This is a genomic window from Lentzea sp. NPDC058436, from assembly GCF_042721515.1.
Lineage (GTDB): Bacteria > Actinomycetota > Actinomycetes > Mycobacteriales > Pseudonocardiaceae > Lentzea.
This window is the reverse complement of the sequence record NZ_JBHXLF010000023.1, coordinates 37,479-52,428: the sequence shown is the minus strand read 5'-3', so window position 1 is coordinate 52,428 and position 14,950 is coordinate 37,479. Positions and strand designations below refer to the sequence as shown.

Here is a 14,950-nt window from a genome sequence, read left to right as displayed (position 1 = left end):
CGTGAGGAATTCTCGGTTACCTGTGAGTTCCGTTGAGAACCTGTCACTCGGACGAGGTATCCGGGATGATGGCGGCCGTGCCACTCAACCGCTATCGCTTCCACAGCGTGTGGCACGTCGACGCGCCTCCGACTGATGTGTACGAGGTGCTCTCCGACATCGCGAACTACCCGCTGTGGTGGCACGAGGTCAGGAAAGCCACGAAGATCGACGACGAGACCGGCGAGCTCCGGTGCCGTTCGTTCCTGCCGTTCGACCTGGTCGTGCAGGTGAGGCACAGCATCCGCGACCAGCAGGCCGGCCTGCTGCGCGCCACCCTGTCGGGTGATCTCGAAGGCTATGCGAGCTGGGAGATCACCGGCCGCGACGGGGGCACGGACCTCCTGTTCGACCAGGAGGTCGTGGTCAACAAGCCGCTGCTGAGGCGCCTGGTGCTGATCGCCAAGCCGTTCTTCCGCGGCAACCACGACATGATGATGCGCGGCGGCTTCAAGGGCCTGAAGGCCGCTCTCGACGCGAAGGCAGCCAGCCGCCCGGAGCGCTAGTCACCAGTTGTCGCCCAGGCGCACGACCGCCCGGTCGGCGTTGCGCTCGCACTGCAGCGGGTTGGCCACGTTCGGGCGGTCGGGCATCGGGTACTTGGAGCACGTCCACTCGTCGGTGATCCAGAACGTCCCGGTGCCCTGCGTCTCACCTGCCTGGGCCGCGGCGATGTACCGGTCGGCGATGTCGATCGCGACGGGGCAGCCGACGTCGTTCATGTCGGTCACCTTCGTGTAGTCGTCGGCGTCACGGCACACGACCGGTTCGGGCGTGCAGCGCCAGTTCCAGGCCTTCCACACCTCCCGCGGGATCTCACCGCAGGAGAACCCTCCCGTGCCCGCGTTCCACATCTGCCACTTCCCGTCCTTCAGCTCGAAGATGATCGGGAACGACTGGGCGACACCGGGCGGCTCGACCAGGCCCACCGCGCGCACATACCGGTCCTGCTGGCAGTTGATGTCGTCGTAGAAGGTCTTGTACCCGTTGATCTCCCGTGGGACGGAGTAGGCCGCCATCAGCACCTCCTGCGTCACCAGCTCGCAGGGCGACTTCGGCAGCACGACCTCCTGCGCCATCAGCGACGTGGGTACCGACACCTCCTTCATGGTGGTGACGAGCTCGGCGGCGTCGTCGGTGAACCGGGTGGCCCGCGCCTCGGTCGCGTCGGCGATGGCCTTCAGGACCTTGGCCTGCTCGGAGCTCAGCCGATGCCCGACGAAGCGGAAGTCGATCTTCACGCCGGTCCGGTCGGAGTGCTCCCTGATGATCGTGCGCACCTCGTCGGCGCTCTTGCCGCACGCGTCGGCACCGCCGCGGGCGACCACGACGATCCGGTTGGTCTCGCTGCCGCGGAACGGATAGGTGCGCGCGAAGTCGTCTATCGCGGCGATGACCCCGTTGAGCAGCGTGGGCTTGCCGTTCGGGGTGATCGCGCGGGCCGCGTCGCCGATCTTCGCCGCCTGCCCGGTGCCGGGCGTGACCAGCTCCGCGGTGTCGGGGGCGTCGCACGTGCCGCCGAAGCGGCGCAACGCCAGCGCGTCGTCCGGCGACATGTTCGCGGCGGCTGTTCCGACGGCGTCGGCGACGTCGCGGAAGTCCGCCGACTCGGAGGAGTCGACGAGGAACGTGGTGCGGTGGGCGGGAGTCAGGACGAGGAACAGGACTCCGCCGACCAGCGTCAGCACCACGACGACCGCTGCTCCCAGCGGCAGCCACCGCTTCATCGCACGCCCCCCGGCCCCTGGGCGCGCAACGAGGTGAGCGCCTCGGTCATCTTCTGCGCCTCGGCGTTGTACGCGGCCGCGGCACGGGTGTAGACGTCGAGCGGGCCGGCCGGGTTCCGCCCCGAACGAGTCGCGTCGAGCAACGCCTCCGCGCCCGCGACCACCTCGCCCTGCAACGTTCGCAGCCGCACCGACATGTCCCGCAACCGCACCGCCTCCGGTGCGCTGGTGCGGCCGTCGAGGTCCTCGATCTGGAGGTCGACGACGGCGGCGCGGGCCTGTGCCAGCGCGGACTCGGCGAGGTCGAAACGCCCGTCCTCCAACGACTTCGTGGCCGAGTTGAGCTTGTCCACGGTCGGGTTCAGCACGGTGACGACCGACTGCGACGACCGCAGCACCGGCTCGATCGTGGTGAACCAGGCGAGCACGCGCTCCAGTTCCTCCGGTGAGTTCGTGAACGCGGGCTCCTGCTGCCCGAGCCGCGTTGCCAGCTCGGCCAGCCGGTCGCCGTCGTCGCTCACCCGGTAGCCGATGAACCTGAACTCGATCGACAGGCCGGCCGCCGCTACCCGGTCCCGGATCTGGTTCTGGACGAACTCGGCGTCGGGGTCGCAGGCGTCCTCGCCGTGCCTGGTCACGACGATGATCCTGTTGACCTGTCTGGCTTTGAGCGACAGCGGAGTGGTGAAGTCCGCGACCGCCTCGACGATCCCGCGCTGCAATGTCGCCTTGGAACCCTGCCGCACGGACCGCGCCGCCTCCGCGATCTCCTGCCTGTTGCCGGTGCCGAACCCGACGAGCTGCGTCGTGTTCTCCTCCGACCCGCACTCGCCGCCGAAGCTGCGCAACGACTGGGAGTCGCGCTCACCCGAGTTGCCGACGATGGTCGTCAGCGCGCCGGTGACGCTCGCCAGGTCGCCTTCCGCGGCGTCGATCAGGAACGTCGTCTTGTAGACGGGCGCGAACATCGGGACGATCCACCGCACCGCGACGAAACCCGTGCCGGCGACCAGCAATCCCACGAGCAGGACGATCAGCAGCCGCCGCACGCTCTTCGGCAGTTCCCAGAAGGTGTTCCATTGCCGGGCGTTGTCGCCGACGACGACGCCCTTGGCCCTGCCGAGGTTCACGGTGTACTTGGGATCGGCGTCGGGTTCCGCCAGCTCCCCGTGGGCCTTGGCGATCACGTCAGACGTCTCCCGCGGCAGCTTGTTCGCCGCGCCGATGGGGAGTCCCCGCTCGTCCATGGGAAAACGGTACAGAGTTTGGGGGGAAAGGAAGTCAGGTTCGGCCGGACAGGTGCCGCACGAGCAGTGTCAGCTGTTCCGCGTACTTCGTCGCGAACTCGGGCGTCGCCGGGTCCTCGCCGGTGATCTGGCCCGCCGTGTGCCGCAGGGTCAACGGGGCCGAGGCCGCGGCCATGAGCGCCAGCAGCAGGAAGCCGGGGTCGAGGTCGGCTGGCAGTTCGCCGGCGGCCTGGCGTTCGCGCATCTGGTCGACCTGGGCGCGCAGGAACGCCTCGTCGGTGGGCGGGCTGTCACCCGCCAGGTTCGACCACGCCCAGAGCCTGCCGTGGTCGGTCAGGGTGGTGTGCACGAAGCTCGCGACCACGTCGGCCAGCGGCTCGTCGGTGCTCGCCATCTCGGCGGCGGAGGAGTGCCAGCTCGTGGCGAGTTCCTTGTACAGGCCCTCTTTGCCGCCGAAGTAGTACGAGATCAGCTGCTTGTTCACGCCCGCCCGCGCCGCGATGTCCGTGGTGCGCGTGGCCGCGTAGCCCTTCGCGCCGAACTCCGCCGCGGCCGCCTCCAGGAGCAGGGCCCGCGTGCGTTCCGGGTCCCGTTTGCGTTCCGAGGCGCTGGGAGAACGGCGTTGATCCACGTCGACACGGTAGCCGACGGCCTACTTTCAACCAACGGGTTGACTTAATCAACCGTGCGGTTGAAAATTGGTGGCATGAGAATCGCGGTAGTAGGCGGGGGAATCGGCGGACTGTGCCTCGCGCACGGGTTGCGGAAGGCCGGCGTGGACGTGGCGGTGTACGAGCGCGATCTCTCGCGCACGGACCGCCTGCAGGGGTACCGGGTGCACATCAACCCGGACGGGGCCGCCGCGTTGCGGGAGTGCTTGCCGGCGGCGAACTGGCGGCGGTTCGAGGAGAGCGCGGGAACCAGCGAGAACGGGTTCGGCTTCCTGACCGAACAGCTCAGACCGTTGCTGGTGCTCGACCCGGACGAGGAGAAGCACTACTCGGCCAGCCGGATCACGCTCCGGCAGGTGCTGCTCGACGGGCTGGACGTCCGGTTCGGCAAGAGGTTCGAGCGCTACGAGCAGAACGGCGACATCACCCTGCACTTCGAGGACGGCACGACCGCCGGGTGCGACGTGCTCGTCGGCGCGGACGGCATCCGGTCACGCGTGCGCGCGCAGTACCTGCCGCACGCGGGAACGGAGGACGTCGGCATCACGGCGGTCGCGGGCAAGCTCTTCCTCGACGAGCACGACTGGATTCCCGAGAGCCTGCTGATCAGGGCCAACTCGATCATCCCGACGAGTTCGTGCGGCATGTTCCTCGTGGCCCACGACGGGCTGGGCCACACCGACGACGACGGCGTGCTGTTCGACAACGTGCGTCCGTACCTGATGTGGGCGTACGCGGCCAAGAACCTCGACCTGAGCGACGGCCTGCAGTCCGAGGTGCTGCGCCGGATCGCGACCTGGAGTCCCGACCTCCGCAGGGTCGTGGGCGAGTCGCATCCGGAGACGGTCAGCCAGTGGCACATCAGGTCGTCGAAGCCGATCGAACGCTGGCGCCCCACCAACGTCACGCTGCTCGGCGACGCCGTCCACGCGATGACGCCAATGAGAGGCATCGGTGCGAACATCGCGCTCAAGGACGCGCAGCTGCTCTCGCGGTACATCTCCGAAGGCGGCGACGTCATCGCCCGGTACGAGGCGGAGATGTACGAGTACGGGTTCGCGGCCGTGCGGGACTCGCTGCGGGCGGCGAGGCAGTTCGCGGAGGGGAGCCCGGTGGCGCGGACCCTGTTCAGGACGGTGCTCAGGACCGCTGCGGCGGTGCCCGCGTTGAAGCGCGCGATGTTCTAGAAAAAACTTTGAACCGATCCGGCTCGCTCTACGTGTCATGGGCGTTGGAGGCACGAGCCAGGAGGTTCAGGATGATCCGCAAGAGCGTTGCGGTCGTGGCGCTGGGGTTGATCTCGCTGACCGCCTGCGCGACGGCGCCGCAGAGCACACCGGTTGCGCAGCAACAGCAGGAAGGCGTTGTGGCGCTGAAGAGCGTCGACATCACCGACCTCGGCCAGGTCGTCACCGACGACCAGGGTTTCACCCTCTACCGGTTCGACGGCGACAAGCCCGGCGAGTCCACTTGCGACGGTGAGTGCGCCGCGACCTGGCCGCCCGCCACGGTCACCGGTGAGAACTTCACGGTCAACGGCGTCGACAAGAGCCTCGTCAGCACGTTCGTCCGCAAGGACGGCAGCCGCCAGCTCCTCGTCGACGGCATGCCGCAGTACCGGTTCGCCAAGGACACCAAGCCCGGCGAGACCAAGGGGCAGGGCCTGCAGGGCAAGTGGTTCGCCACCGGCGTGGACGGCACGCGCACCCAGCTCGCGGCGCGGACGGGCGTCGTCGCCGGTCTCGGCGCGGTGCTGACCAACAACGCCGGCCTCACGCTCTACCGGTTCGACGGCGACACCGCGCAGCCGCCGGTGTCCAATTGCGACGGTGGCTGCGCCGAGGCCTGGCCGCCGGTGCTGGTCGACGGCGAGACGCCGCGGGTGAAGGGCGTCGACGCGAAGCTGCTCGGCACGATCACCCGCAAGGACGGCAAGAAGCAGCTGACGGTCGCGAACTGGCCGCAGTACACGTTCAAGAACGACACCAAGCCCGGTGAGGCCAAGGGCGTCACGGTGGAGAAGTGGTTCGCCACGGCCACCGACGGCAAGAAGGCCCAGCAGAACAAGGCGATCGCGCTGACCAGCGCGACCGTGGGGGACCTGGGCGTCGTCGCCACCGACAAGGACGGCATGACGCTCTACCGGTTCGACGACGACTCCGCCGAACCGCCGACCAGCAACTGCTCCGGCAAGTGCGCGGAGCAGTGGCCGCCCGCCTTCGTCGACGAGGGCTTCCAGGTGCAGGGCGTGGACGCCTCGCTCGTGGGGACGATCGAGCGGGACGGGAAGAAGCAGCTCACCATCGCGGGGTGGCCGCAGTACCTGTTCGCAGGGGACAAGGTGTGCGGTGACGCCAACGGGCAGGGCGTTGGCGGCAAGTGGTGGGCTACGAAGGCCGACGGAAGTCGCGCCGGCCGGTAACAGGGGAGAGGGAGGGGCCCCGGCGGGAGCGCTCCCGCCGGGGCCTTTCGCGCGATCTACCGCAGGCGCAACAACAACGCCTGCTCCGGTTCGAGCACCGGCAGCTGGATCCCGACCTCCGACAGCACGGAACCGGGCAGCTCCACCGGACTCCAGTCCGCGGGCTGCCGCTGGCACAGCGCGGGATGTCCGGCCGGGGCGTCGAACGACACCCGGTACGTGCGCGCCGGGTCGAGTCCCGGCAGGCGCACCCGGCGCGGCTTGTTCTGCACCGACGTCGTGAGCTGCACGTACCCGAACAGGGCCTCGGACAGGTCAGCCGCGACGACCCCGTGCACCCAGGCCGAACCGTCCGGGTGGTCGGAGTGCACGGAGACACCGCTGTGCACCAACGACCGCACGTCCTTGTAGTACTCGATCGCCGACTGCAGCCCCGCGCGTTCCTCGTCGGTGGCCGAGTTGATGTCCCACTCGATCCCGAAGTGCCCGAACATCGCCGTGACCACGCGGAACGACAGGTCGTGCACGCGCCCGGTGGTGTGCGACTTCGTGGGACCGACGTGCGCGCCCATCAGCTCCGGCGGCAGGAACACGCCGGTCCAGCGCTGGATCAGCTGGCGTTCCAGGGCGTCGTTGCAGTCCGACGTCCACACGCGGTCCGTGCGGGCGAGCACGCCGAGGTCGATCCGGCCACCACCGGACGAGCAGCTCTCGATCTCCACGTGCGGGTGCCGCAGCCGCAGGTCGTCCAGCAGCCGGTAGAACGCGGCGGTCTGGTCGTGCACGCGCGAGCCGATCAGGTCGCGGTTGTGGTCCCACTTCACGAACGCGATGTCGTTGTCCGCCAACACGGACGACACGCGGTCCAGGATGTACGCGTACGCCTCGGGGTGCGCGATGTTGAGCACCTGCTGGTTGCGCGACGACGGCGGCAGCACGCCGGGACGCGGGCCGAGCACCCAGTCCGGGTGCGCGCGGTAGAGGTCCGAGTCCGTGTTGATCATCTCCGGCTCGAACCAGAGGCCGAACTCCATGCCGAGCGCGCGGACGTGCTTGATCAGCGGCGTCAGCCCGTCCGGCCACACCGTCTCGTCGACGAACCAGTCACCGAGGCCGGCTGAGTCGTCGCGGCGGTGCCGGAACCAGCCGTCGTCCAGCACGAACCGCTCCACGCCGATGGCGGCGGCGGTGTCGGCCAGCGAGGTCAGGCGCGCGAGGTCGTGGTCGAAGTACACGGCCTCCCACGTGTTGAGCACGACCGGGCGGGGCCGCAGCGAACGTTCGCGCAGCTGCCGGTGGAACGCGCCGCTGATGCCGTCGACGCCGTCACTCGAATACGCGGCGTAGATCCACGGCGACTCGTACTCCTGGCCCGCCGCGAGGATGATCTCGCCCGGCAGCAGCAGTTCGCCGCCACCCAGCACGGGTGAGCCGTCGACCAGGTTCTCCGCGTACGTCACGTGGTTGCCGCTCCACGCCACGTGCAGCGCCCACACCTCGCCGCCGCGGAACGAGAACCCCGGCGTGCCGGCCAGCAGTCCGATGGTCGCGTCGTGCCCGGTGCGGCCGCGGCGGTTCTCGCGCACCCAGGACCCGTGCTGGAACGCCTGCCGCTGCGGCGCGCGCTCACGGCTCCAGCGTCCGGTGAAGTCGAGCAGCTCGGTGGCGTGCGACGGGACGGGGAGCGTGGTCTCCAGGCCCTCCAACGAGTACGGCGTCTCGCCGTCGTTGCGGACGACGTGCCGCAGGCGCAGCATTCCGGACGGCAGCAGCTCCAGCGTGCCGCTCACGGTCAGCCCTGCGGCCTCGTCCGACGCGACGTACCGGAAGATCCCGTCCTCGTTCGAGAACGACGTGACCTCCAGCGCGGGCGCGAAGTGGTCGCCGTCGCGGTGACCGCGCAGCCCCGGCCTGCCGGCGTACCCGGCGCCCGCGTCGGGCAGCAGCGCGAGCGGGATCTGGTGGTCCGGCGCGTTGTTCGGGTTGGTCCACGACACGGCGCCGACGAGGCCGTGCAACGCGGTCTGGCCGATGTCTCCGAGCGTGCGGCCCCAGTGCGTCACGACCGGCAGGCTCGTGCCTTCGAGAGTGATGACGACGCTGGAGGTGTCGTCGTGCAGGTGCACGACCCTCGTGTTGCTCATGCGGGCCCCGTCCACATCAAACACAAATGAACATTGTGCCGATCCTCAGGTGCGGGCGGGGTGGTGTCAAGCGTTGGGAAATGTTGAGTTGTGTCTGTTTCAGCGGGAGCACTTCGGGGCCTGGAGCTCGTTCAGCGTCGGCCCCTCCGGCTTCCACGTCACGGCGTCGAGGCTCGCCAGGGTCATCGGCGCGTCCAGGCTCTGAGCGGGGAACGCCTGCGCGTTGGCGAGGTAGCCCTGCAGCTTCGGCACGAGTTCGCTGAGGCCCTTGCGGTGCCCGGCGACCAGCTCGTCCCCTCGCGGCAACGGCGACTGGCCGATGGCGTCGTACAGGGTCTTCGACTCCGTGTACATGTCACGGAGCTTGGTGATCGACGCGATGACCGCCGGACGGTCGGCCTCCGACGGCTGCTGCCCCTGCACGAAGTTCGGCGCCACCGACACCACGGCGCTCACCGTCAGGATCGGCCTGTCGGCGGCGCAGACCTGGTCGACCCACCTCTGCACGGCCGCCGGATCCGGGGTGGGCGGGGACGCGGGCGGCGGTGGCGAGGAACATCCCGCCACCGCCGCGACCACGAGCAGACCGATCAGGTTCCGGAGCACACGGTCAGACAACCAGACTGAGCAACGCCGCGACCGCGAAACCGACCACGGAGAGGATGGTCTCGACGATCGTCCACGACTGCAGCGTCTCCTTCACCGACAGGCCGAAGTACCGCGAGACGATCCAGAACCCGCCGTCGTTCACGTGCGAGGCGATGATCGAACCGGACGCGATGGCCATGACGACCAGCGCGAGCTGCGGCTGCGAGTAGTTCAGGTCCGCCAGCGTCGGTGCCACGATGCCGGCGGTCGTCACGATCGCGACCGTCGCCGAACCCTGGGCGATGCGGATGACGCAGCTGATCACGTACGCCAGCGCGATCACCGGCAGGCCGATGCCCGACAGCTCGTTCGCCAGCGTCTTGCCGATGCCCGTCGCGGCCAGCACGGCGCCGAAGAAGCCACCGGCACCGACCACGAGCAGGATCATCGCGACCGGCTTCAACGAGGCGGCGGACAGCTCCGCGACCTTCTCGCGGGTCATGCCGCGCCGGAAACCCAGCAGCCAGAACGCGAGCAGCACCGAGATCGTCAGCGCCACCGCGGGCGTGCCGAAGAACGTCGCCACCGAGTACAGGCTCGATCCCTTGGCGAGCAGGATCGAACCGAACGTGCCGGCGAGGATCAGCACCAGCGGCAGGCCGATGATCGAGAGCACCAGGCCGAGCGACGGCGGCTCGCGGCCGTCGTCGTCCCGTCGCGCCGCCTCGGCCGCCGCCAGCATCTCCTCCGGCACCGGCACGATGATGCGGTTGCCGATCCAGTACGAGTACAGGATGCCGCCGACGAACCAGGACGGGATCGCCACCGCGAGGCCCATGATGATGATCCAGCCGAGCGACACGCCCAGCAGACCGGCCGCCGCCACCGGTCCCGGGTGAGGCGGCATGAACGCGTGCATGACCGAAAGGCCTGCCAGCAACGGCATGGCGAACAGCACGATCGACTTGCCGGACCGCTTCGCCGCCACGTAGACCAGCGGCGCCAGCACGAAGATGCCGATGTCGAAGAAGACCGGCACACCGAAGATGAGACCGGCGAGACCGATCGCGACCGGCGCCTTCTTCTCGCCGAACGCGTTCATCAGCTTGTCCATCAGCACCTGCGCGCCGCCGGACGCTTCGAGGATCGCGCCGAGCAGCGTGCCGAGACCGATGATCGCGGCGATGTGGCCGAGGATCGAGCCGAAGCCCTTCTCCAGCAACGAGTCCGAGGCCTTCTGCGCAGACCCGACCAGCGTCTCCACCGGCACGCCCGCCAAGAGGGCGACCAGCAGGGCGACGACGATCAGCGCGATGAACGGCTCGACCTTGAACTTGATGATCAGCAGGAGCAGCACCGCGATGCTGACCACCGCGAGGGTCAGCAGACCCGGAGTTGAGTGTTGCAACCAGTCGATCACGGGCGGCTCCTGAGTGAATGGCCTGGCAATGAGCCGGTGGCGGTTCCGTCGTCGATCACCGTCACCCCGTTGCAGAACACGAACGGGATGCCGGCTGCCTGCTGCCGAGGCTGGTCGAACGTCGCCGTGTCGGCGATCGTCGAGGGATCGAACAGCACCAGGTCGGCCGCGTAGCCCTCGCGGACCAGACCCCGGTCGGTGAGCCGCAAGCGCTTGGCGGCACGGCCGGTGAGGTGCTCGACGCACTCCTCCAGGCTCAGCACGCCCAGCTCGCGGACGTAGCGCGCGAAGTAGCGGGGGAACGTGCCCCACGCGCGCGGATGAGGCCGGTCGCCGACCAGCAGCCCGTCGCTGCCGCCGGTGTGCGCCGGATGCTTCATGATCGCCTGCACGTTCTCCTCGTGGCCCACGTGCATGAGGCAGGACGTACCCATTCGTTCGTCGACCAACACGTCGAAGTACAGGTCGCCGGGTGCGCGTCCGAGCCGGGCCGCCGACTGCAGCACGCTGGCGCCGACGAGGTGGGCGTTGCGCTCGTTGCGGACGCCGTTGATCTCGATGGAGTCCCAGTCGACCGGCACGCCGTGGCAGCCGTCCGAGCCGATCTCCTCGATCTCCCTGCGGATGCGCTCGCGGGTGTCCACATCGGACAACCTTGCCAGCGCCCTGTCCGGCCCGCCCTCCGTGGCCCACGACGGCAGCAGCGCCGACAGGTAGGTCGCGCCCGGCAGGTACGGGTAGGTGTCGAGCGAGATGTCGGCGCCCTGAGCCATCGCCTCGTCGAGCAACGCCAGCAGCTCGGGCGCCTTGCCCTTGTTGACCGGGAAGTTCATCGTCGCGTGCGCCAGGTGCAGTGCGCAGCCCGAGCGCTTCGAGACGTCCACCATCTCGGCGTACGCCTCCAACGCGCCGGCGCCGTAGCTGCGGTGGTGCGGGCTGTAGAAGCCGTTGTGCTGACCGACGACCTCGCACAGCTGGACGAGCTCGGACGTGTCCGCGTACATGCCCGGCGTGTAGGTGAGGCCCGACGACATGCCCATCGCGCCCTCGGCGAGCGACTGCGCGAGAACGGACCTCATGGTGTCCATTTCGGACTCGGTGGGCGTGCGGTCGTCCCAGCCGACGACGAGCATCCGCAACGTCCCCTGCGGCACCAGGTACGCGGCGTTGACCGCGATGCCCCGGTCGAGCCGGTCGAGGTACTCCCCGACCGAGCGCCAGTTCCAGTCGAAGCCCGGCGGGTCGTCGTTCCACCCGGCGAGCTGGCCGCGCAGCGTCGCGAGCACCTCGTCGTTCACCGGCGCGTAGGACAGGCCGTCCTGGCCGAGCACCTCGGTCGTGACGCCCTGCGAGACCTTCGCCAGGTGGTCCGGCTCGGCGAGGACGCGCAGGTCCGAGTGCGAGTGCATGTCGATGAACCCCGGCGCGAGCACGAGCCCGTCCGCGTCGATCGACCGCGTGGCGGAGATCCCGTCACCGATCGACGAGATCCGGCCGTCCTTGATCCCCACGTCCGCCTGGTAGGCGGGCGCGCCCGTGCCGTCGGCGATCAGCGGTCCGCGCAGGACGACGTCGTCCATCGGTGCACTCCTTCTAGAAGTAGGTGCGGATCAGGTCGACCACGGTCGTGCCCTGCACGACCGGGATGAGCTGCCACTTGTCGAACACCGTGCAGGGGTGGGACAGCCCGAGCCCGATCCAGTCGCCGACGCGGACCGCGGCCTCGGCGCCGAGCTGGAGGAACGCGTGCTGGTCGTTCAGGGCGGTGATCGTCGCGCCGGTCAGCGGGGCGATGGCGCCGTCGCGGCGGCGCACGAGCTGCGGTTCCGGCAGGCCCTCGTCGAACGACGCGTCGCGCTTGCCGATCGTCAGCAGCGCCAGGTCGCGCTGCGGCCGTGACGTCACCTGGGCCCACGCCCGCAGGGCGCCCCGGAACGGCTCCACGCCGTCGATCCGCGCGAACGGCGAGATCCCTCGGTAGAAGCCGTCGTCGTGGGTGATGTACGCGCCGCTGCGCAGCACCGGGGTCACCGCGAACGGCCACGGCTGCGACAACGTGGCGGCCACCTGGTCGAAGTAGGCGCTGCCGCCCGCCGTGACGATCACCGAGTCCAACTCGTCGAGCAGCCCGGCGTCGGCCAGCCGCAGCACGAGCGTGCGCAGGTCGGTGAGGTATCCGTCCACAACGGACTGCGACGCCTCGGACGCGTCGTGAGCCAGCGCGCCCTCGTAACCGCCGGCGCCGACGAGCCGCAGCACGGGGCTCTGGTCGACCGCCCGAGCGACGGCCAGCGCCGTCTCCAGGTCGCGCGCGCCCGTGCGGCCGCCGGGAGCGCCGAGCTCGACGATCACGTCGACCGGCCGCGACGGCTGGAGCTCCTGCAGCGTCTCGCTCATCAGCGTGACACCGGCCTCGGAGTCGGCCCAGCAGCTGAACTCGAAGCCGGGGTCGCCGTCCAGCTCGCGGACCAGCCAGCGCAGCGCGGCAGGGTCGAGCAGCTGGTTCGCGAGCAGGATCCGCGAGACGCCGAACGCGCGGTAGACGCGCAGCTGGGAGGCGTTGGCCGCGGTGAGGCCCCAGACCCCGTGCTCGACCTGCCGCTGGAAGAGCTGCGGCGCCATCGTCGTCTTGCCGTGCGGTGCCAGCTTGACGCCGTGGTTGTCGCACCACTTGGCCATCGTTGTCAGGTTGTGCGTCAGCGCGTCGGCGTCCAGCACGACCAGCGGCCCGACGAACTCGTCGGCGAACAGGTCGAGGCGCCGGTCGGCCACCTCGCCGACGGTCGCCCCGAACGTGGTCGACGGCAGGCCCTTGAACCGCCAGCTGATCTGTTCCGACCTGATGTCCGCGACGGCCGAGAGGTCCATCTCCATCAGATGTTGCATATTTTGCAACTCCCATTGCGCGATGTGATGCTGAGTTGTGTAGCATTCGGTCTCGCCGCCGTCAACGAACACCTCTGGAGCGCGCATGCGGTTCGATCACGTCGGTGGTGTCGTGTGTCTCGGCGAGACCATGGTGATGATGGTTCCGGCTGAACCCGGTCCCGTGCATCTGGTGCGAACCTGGCACAGGGCCGTCGGGGGCGCCGAGTCCAACGTCGCCATGTACCTGACGCGCCTCGGCGTGCGGTCGTCCTGGGTCAGCGCCGTCGGCGACGACTCGTTCGGGATGGCGGTGCTCGACACCGTGGGCGGCTTCGGCGTGGACGTGTCGCAGGTCAGGATCGACCCGACCCGCCCGACCGGCCTCTACGTCAAGGAGGCCTCGCCGCACGGCAGCCCGGTGCGCTACTACCGGCGAGGTTCGGCGGCCTCGGGCATGGGGCTGGAGATGATCGACCGGCTCGGCCTCGGCGAGGTGAGGCTCGTGCACCTCAGCGGCATCACGCCCGCCCTGTCCGACTCGTGCCTCGCGATGATGCGCGAGCTGCTGCGACGGCCGCGGCACGGGTTCCGGATCTCGTTCGACCTGAACTGGCGGCCCGCGCTGTGGGCCGACCGCGACCCGCGCGTGCTGCGCGAGCTCGCGGACCTGGCGGACGTCGTGCTGGCCGGGTCCGACGAGGCGGAGCTGGTGTGGGGGACGGGGGATCCCGCACGGCTGCGGCAGTTGCTGCCCGGACCGCTCTCGCTGGTGGTGAAGCAGGGCGCGGACGGCGCGACGCTGCTGGAGGACGGCGAGTCGTACTTCGAACCGGCGCTCAAGGTCGAGGTCGTGGAACCGGTCGGCGCGGGCGACGCGTTCGCGGCGGGCTTCCTCGCGGCCACCCTGGCGGGGGAGAGCCCGTCGGTGCGGCTGCGCGCCGGGCACCTGCAGGCGGCGTCCGCTTTGCTCACCGCGGAGGACGTCGGAGATCCTTTGCCGGACGACGTGACGGATCCGCTGCTGCGCGCCGACCCGCAGACCTGGGCGTCCGCCCGCCTGGAGGTGTAGATGAGCCAGAGTCTCGACAGAGCGCTCACACTCGTGAGCCAGCTCGCGACGGGCCCGAAGACGCTGGACGAGCTGTCCGCCGTGATCGGCGTGCACAAGTCGACGACGCTGCGGTTGCTGCGCACGCTGGAGTCGCACCGGTTCGTGCAGCGCGACGGCGTGCACCACTACCGCCTCGGCACCGCCCTCTTCGACCTCGCGAACCTCGCCCTGGAGGAACGCGACGTCCGCCGTGCGGCCGAACCCGCGTTGCGCGACCTGAACTCCCGGCTCGGCCACACCGTCCACCTCGCGTCCTACGAGGACGGTGAGGTGATCTACATCGACAAGTACGAGTCGCGGCACCAGATGCGCATGTACTCGCGCATCGGCCGCCGCGCGCCGTTGCACTGCACGGCCGTGGCGAAGATCCTGCTGGCCGACCTGCCGGGCCCCGCCCTGCAGAAGGTGTTGTCCGGCATGGAGTTCCCGCGCCTGACCGAGAACACCATCCTCGGGCCCGCCGCGTACCTGGCCGAGCTGGAACGCGTGCGCGCCAACGGGTACGCCGTCGACAACTCCGAGCACGAGGACTTCATCCACTGCATCGCCGCCCCGATCAGGGGTGCGCGCGGCGAGGTGCTCGCGGCCGTCTCGATGTCCGTGCCGAAGGTGCTGCTCGACTACGACGGCCTGCTGTCACACCTGCCAGACCTGCTCGCCACCGCCGAGGCCGCGTCGGCCGAATGCGGTCATGTTCCGAGGTAAAGGGGAAT

The 14,950-nt window shown here is 69.5% G+C and carries 13 protein-coding genes; 5 read left to right on the top strand and 8 right to left on the bottom strand.

Going from position 1 to position 14,950, the window contains the following annotated elements:
- Window positions 1-77 precede the first annotated feature (77 nt).
- Window positions 78-545 (top strand): SRPBCC family protein, encoded by a 468-nt coding sequence (locus ACFWN2_RS40090; RefSeq protein WP_382435799.1) that lies wholly within the window; start codon window positions 78-80, stop codon window positions 543-545.
- Here ACFWN2_RS40090 and ACFWN2_RS40085 read toward each other — a convergent pair whose 3' ends face one another.
- The 3 genes from ACFWN2_RS40085 to ACFWN2_RS40075 are packed head-to-tail and all read right to left on the bottom strand — an operon-like array spanning window position 546 to window position 3,644.
- A complete protein-coding gene (locus ACFWN2_RS40085) occupies window positions 546-1,766 on the bottom strand; it encodes a hypothetical protein (RefSeq protein WP_382435798.1) in 1,221 nt (406 codons plus the stop codon).
- On the bottom strand, window positions 1,763-3,013 hold the full coding sequence (locus ACFWN2_RS40080; RefSeq protein WP_382435797.1) for a VWA domain-containing protein: 1,251 nt from the start codon (window positions 3,011-3,013) through the stop codon (window positions 1,763-1,765). Before ACFWN2_RS40080 ends, ACFWN2_RS40085 begins: the two co-directional genes overlap by 4 nt.
- 34 nt (window positions 3,014-3,047) lie before the next feature.
- Window positions 3,048-3,644 carry a TetR/AcrR family transcriptional regulator gene (locus ACFWN2_RS40075; RefSeq protein ID WP_382435796.1) on the bottom strand — a complete coding sequence of 199 codons (597 nt, stop codon included), beginning with the start codon at window positions 3,642-3,644 and terminating at the stop codon, window positions 3,048-3,050.
- Window positions 3,645-3,719: 75 nt separating this feature from the next.
- On the opposite strand from ACFWN2_RS40075, the gene ACFWN2_RS40070 reads away from it, so the two are divergent.
- Complete coding sequence (locus tag ACFWN2_RS40070; RefSeq protein WP_382435795.1) at window positions 3,720-4,871, top strand: FAD-dependent oxidoreductase; 1,152 nt, start codon at window positions 3,720-3,722, stop codon at window positions 4,869-4,871.
- A gap of 71 nt (window positions 4,872-4,942) precedes the next feature.
- Entirely contained in the window at window positions 4,943-6,106 is a 1,164-nt protein-coding gene (locus ACFWN2_RS40065) for a hypothetical protein (protein ID WP_382435794.1), read from the top strand.
- 56 nt (window positions 6,107-6,162) lie between these two features.
- Here the strand turns inward: ACFWN2_RS40065 and ACFWN2_RS40060 are convergent, their stop codons facing one another.
- The 5 genes from ACFWN2_RS40060 to ACFWN2_RS40040 all read right to left on the bottom strand — a co-directional run bounded on the left by ACFWN2_RS40060 (window position 6,163) and on the right by ACFWN2_RS40040 (window position 13,144).
- Complete coding sequence (locus ACFWN2_RS40060; protein ID WP_382435793.1) at window positions 6,163-8,250, bottom strand: alpha-galactosidase; 2,088 nt, start codon at window positions 8,248-8,250, stop codon at window positions 6,163-6,165.
- 99 nt (window positions 8,251-8,349) lie between these two features.
- Complete coding sequence (locus ACFWN2_RS40055) at window positions 8,350-8,856, bottom strand: hypothetical protein (RefSeq protein WP_382435792.1); 507 nt, start codon at window positions 8,854-8,856, stop codon at window positions 8,350-8,352.
- Between the two features lie 4 nt (window positions 8,857-8,860).
- Window positions 8,861-10,258 (bottom strand): GntP family permease, encoded by a 1,398-nt coding sequence (locus ACFWN2_RS40050; protein WP_382435791.1) that lies wholly within the window; start codon window positions 10,256-10,258, stop codon window positions 8,861-8,863.
- Window positions 10,255-11,838: an amidohydrolase family protein gene (locus ACFWN2_RS40045; protein ID WP_382435790.1), complete on the bottom strand. Its 1,584-nt coding sequence runs from the start codon at window positions 11,836-11,838 to the stop codon at window positions 10,255-10,257. The genes ACFWN2_RS40050 and ACFWN2_RS40045 overlap by 4 nt, the downstream gene beginning before the upstream one ends.
- A 13-nt stretch (window positions 11,839-11,851) precedes the next feature.
- Complete coding sequence (locus tag ACFWN2_RS40040; RefSeq protein ID WP_382435789.1) at window positions 11,852-13,144, bottom strand: amino acid deaminase; 1,293 nt, start codon at window positions 13,142-13,144, stop codon at window positions 11,852-11,854.
- An 85-nt stretch (window positions 13,145-13,229) separates the two neighbouring features.
- Here ACFWN2_RS40040 and ACFWN2_RS40035 point away from each other — a divergent pair, with 85 nt between their 5' ends.
- Complete coding sequence (locus ACFWN2_RS40035) at window positions 13,230-14,195, top strand: sugar kinase (RefSeq protein WP_382435788.1); 966 nt, start codon at window positions 13,230-13,232, stop codon at window positions 14,193-14,195.
- Complete coding sequence (locus ACFWN2_RS40030; protein ID WP_382435787.1) at window positions 14,196-14,942, top strand: IclR family transcriptional regulator; 747 nt, start codon at window positions 14,196-14,198, stop codon at window positions 14,940-14,942. It abuts the gene before it with no gap.
- The last annotated feature ends 8 nt before the right edge of the window (window positions 14,943-14,950 follow it).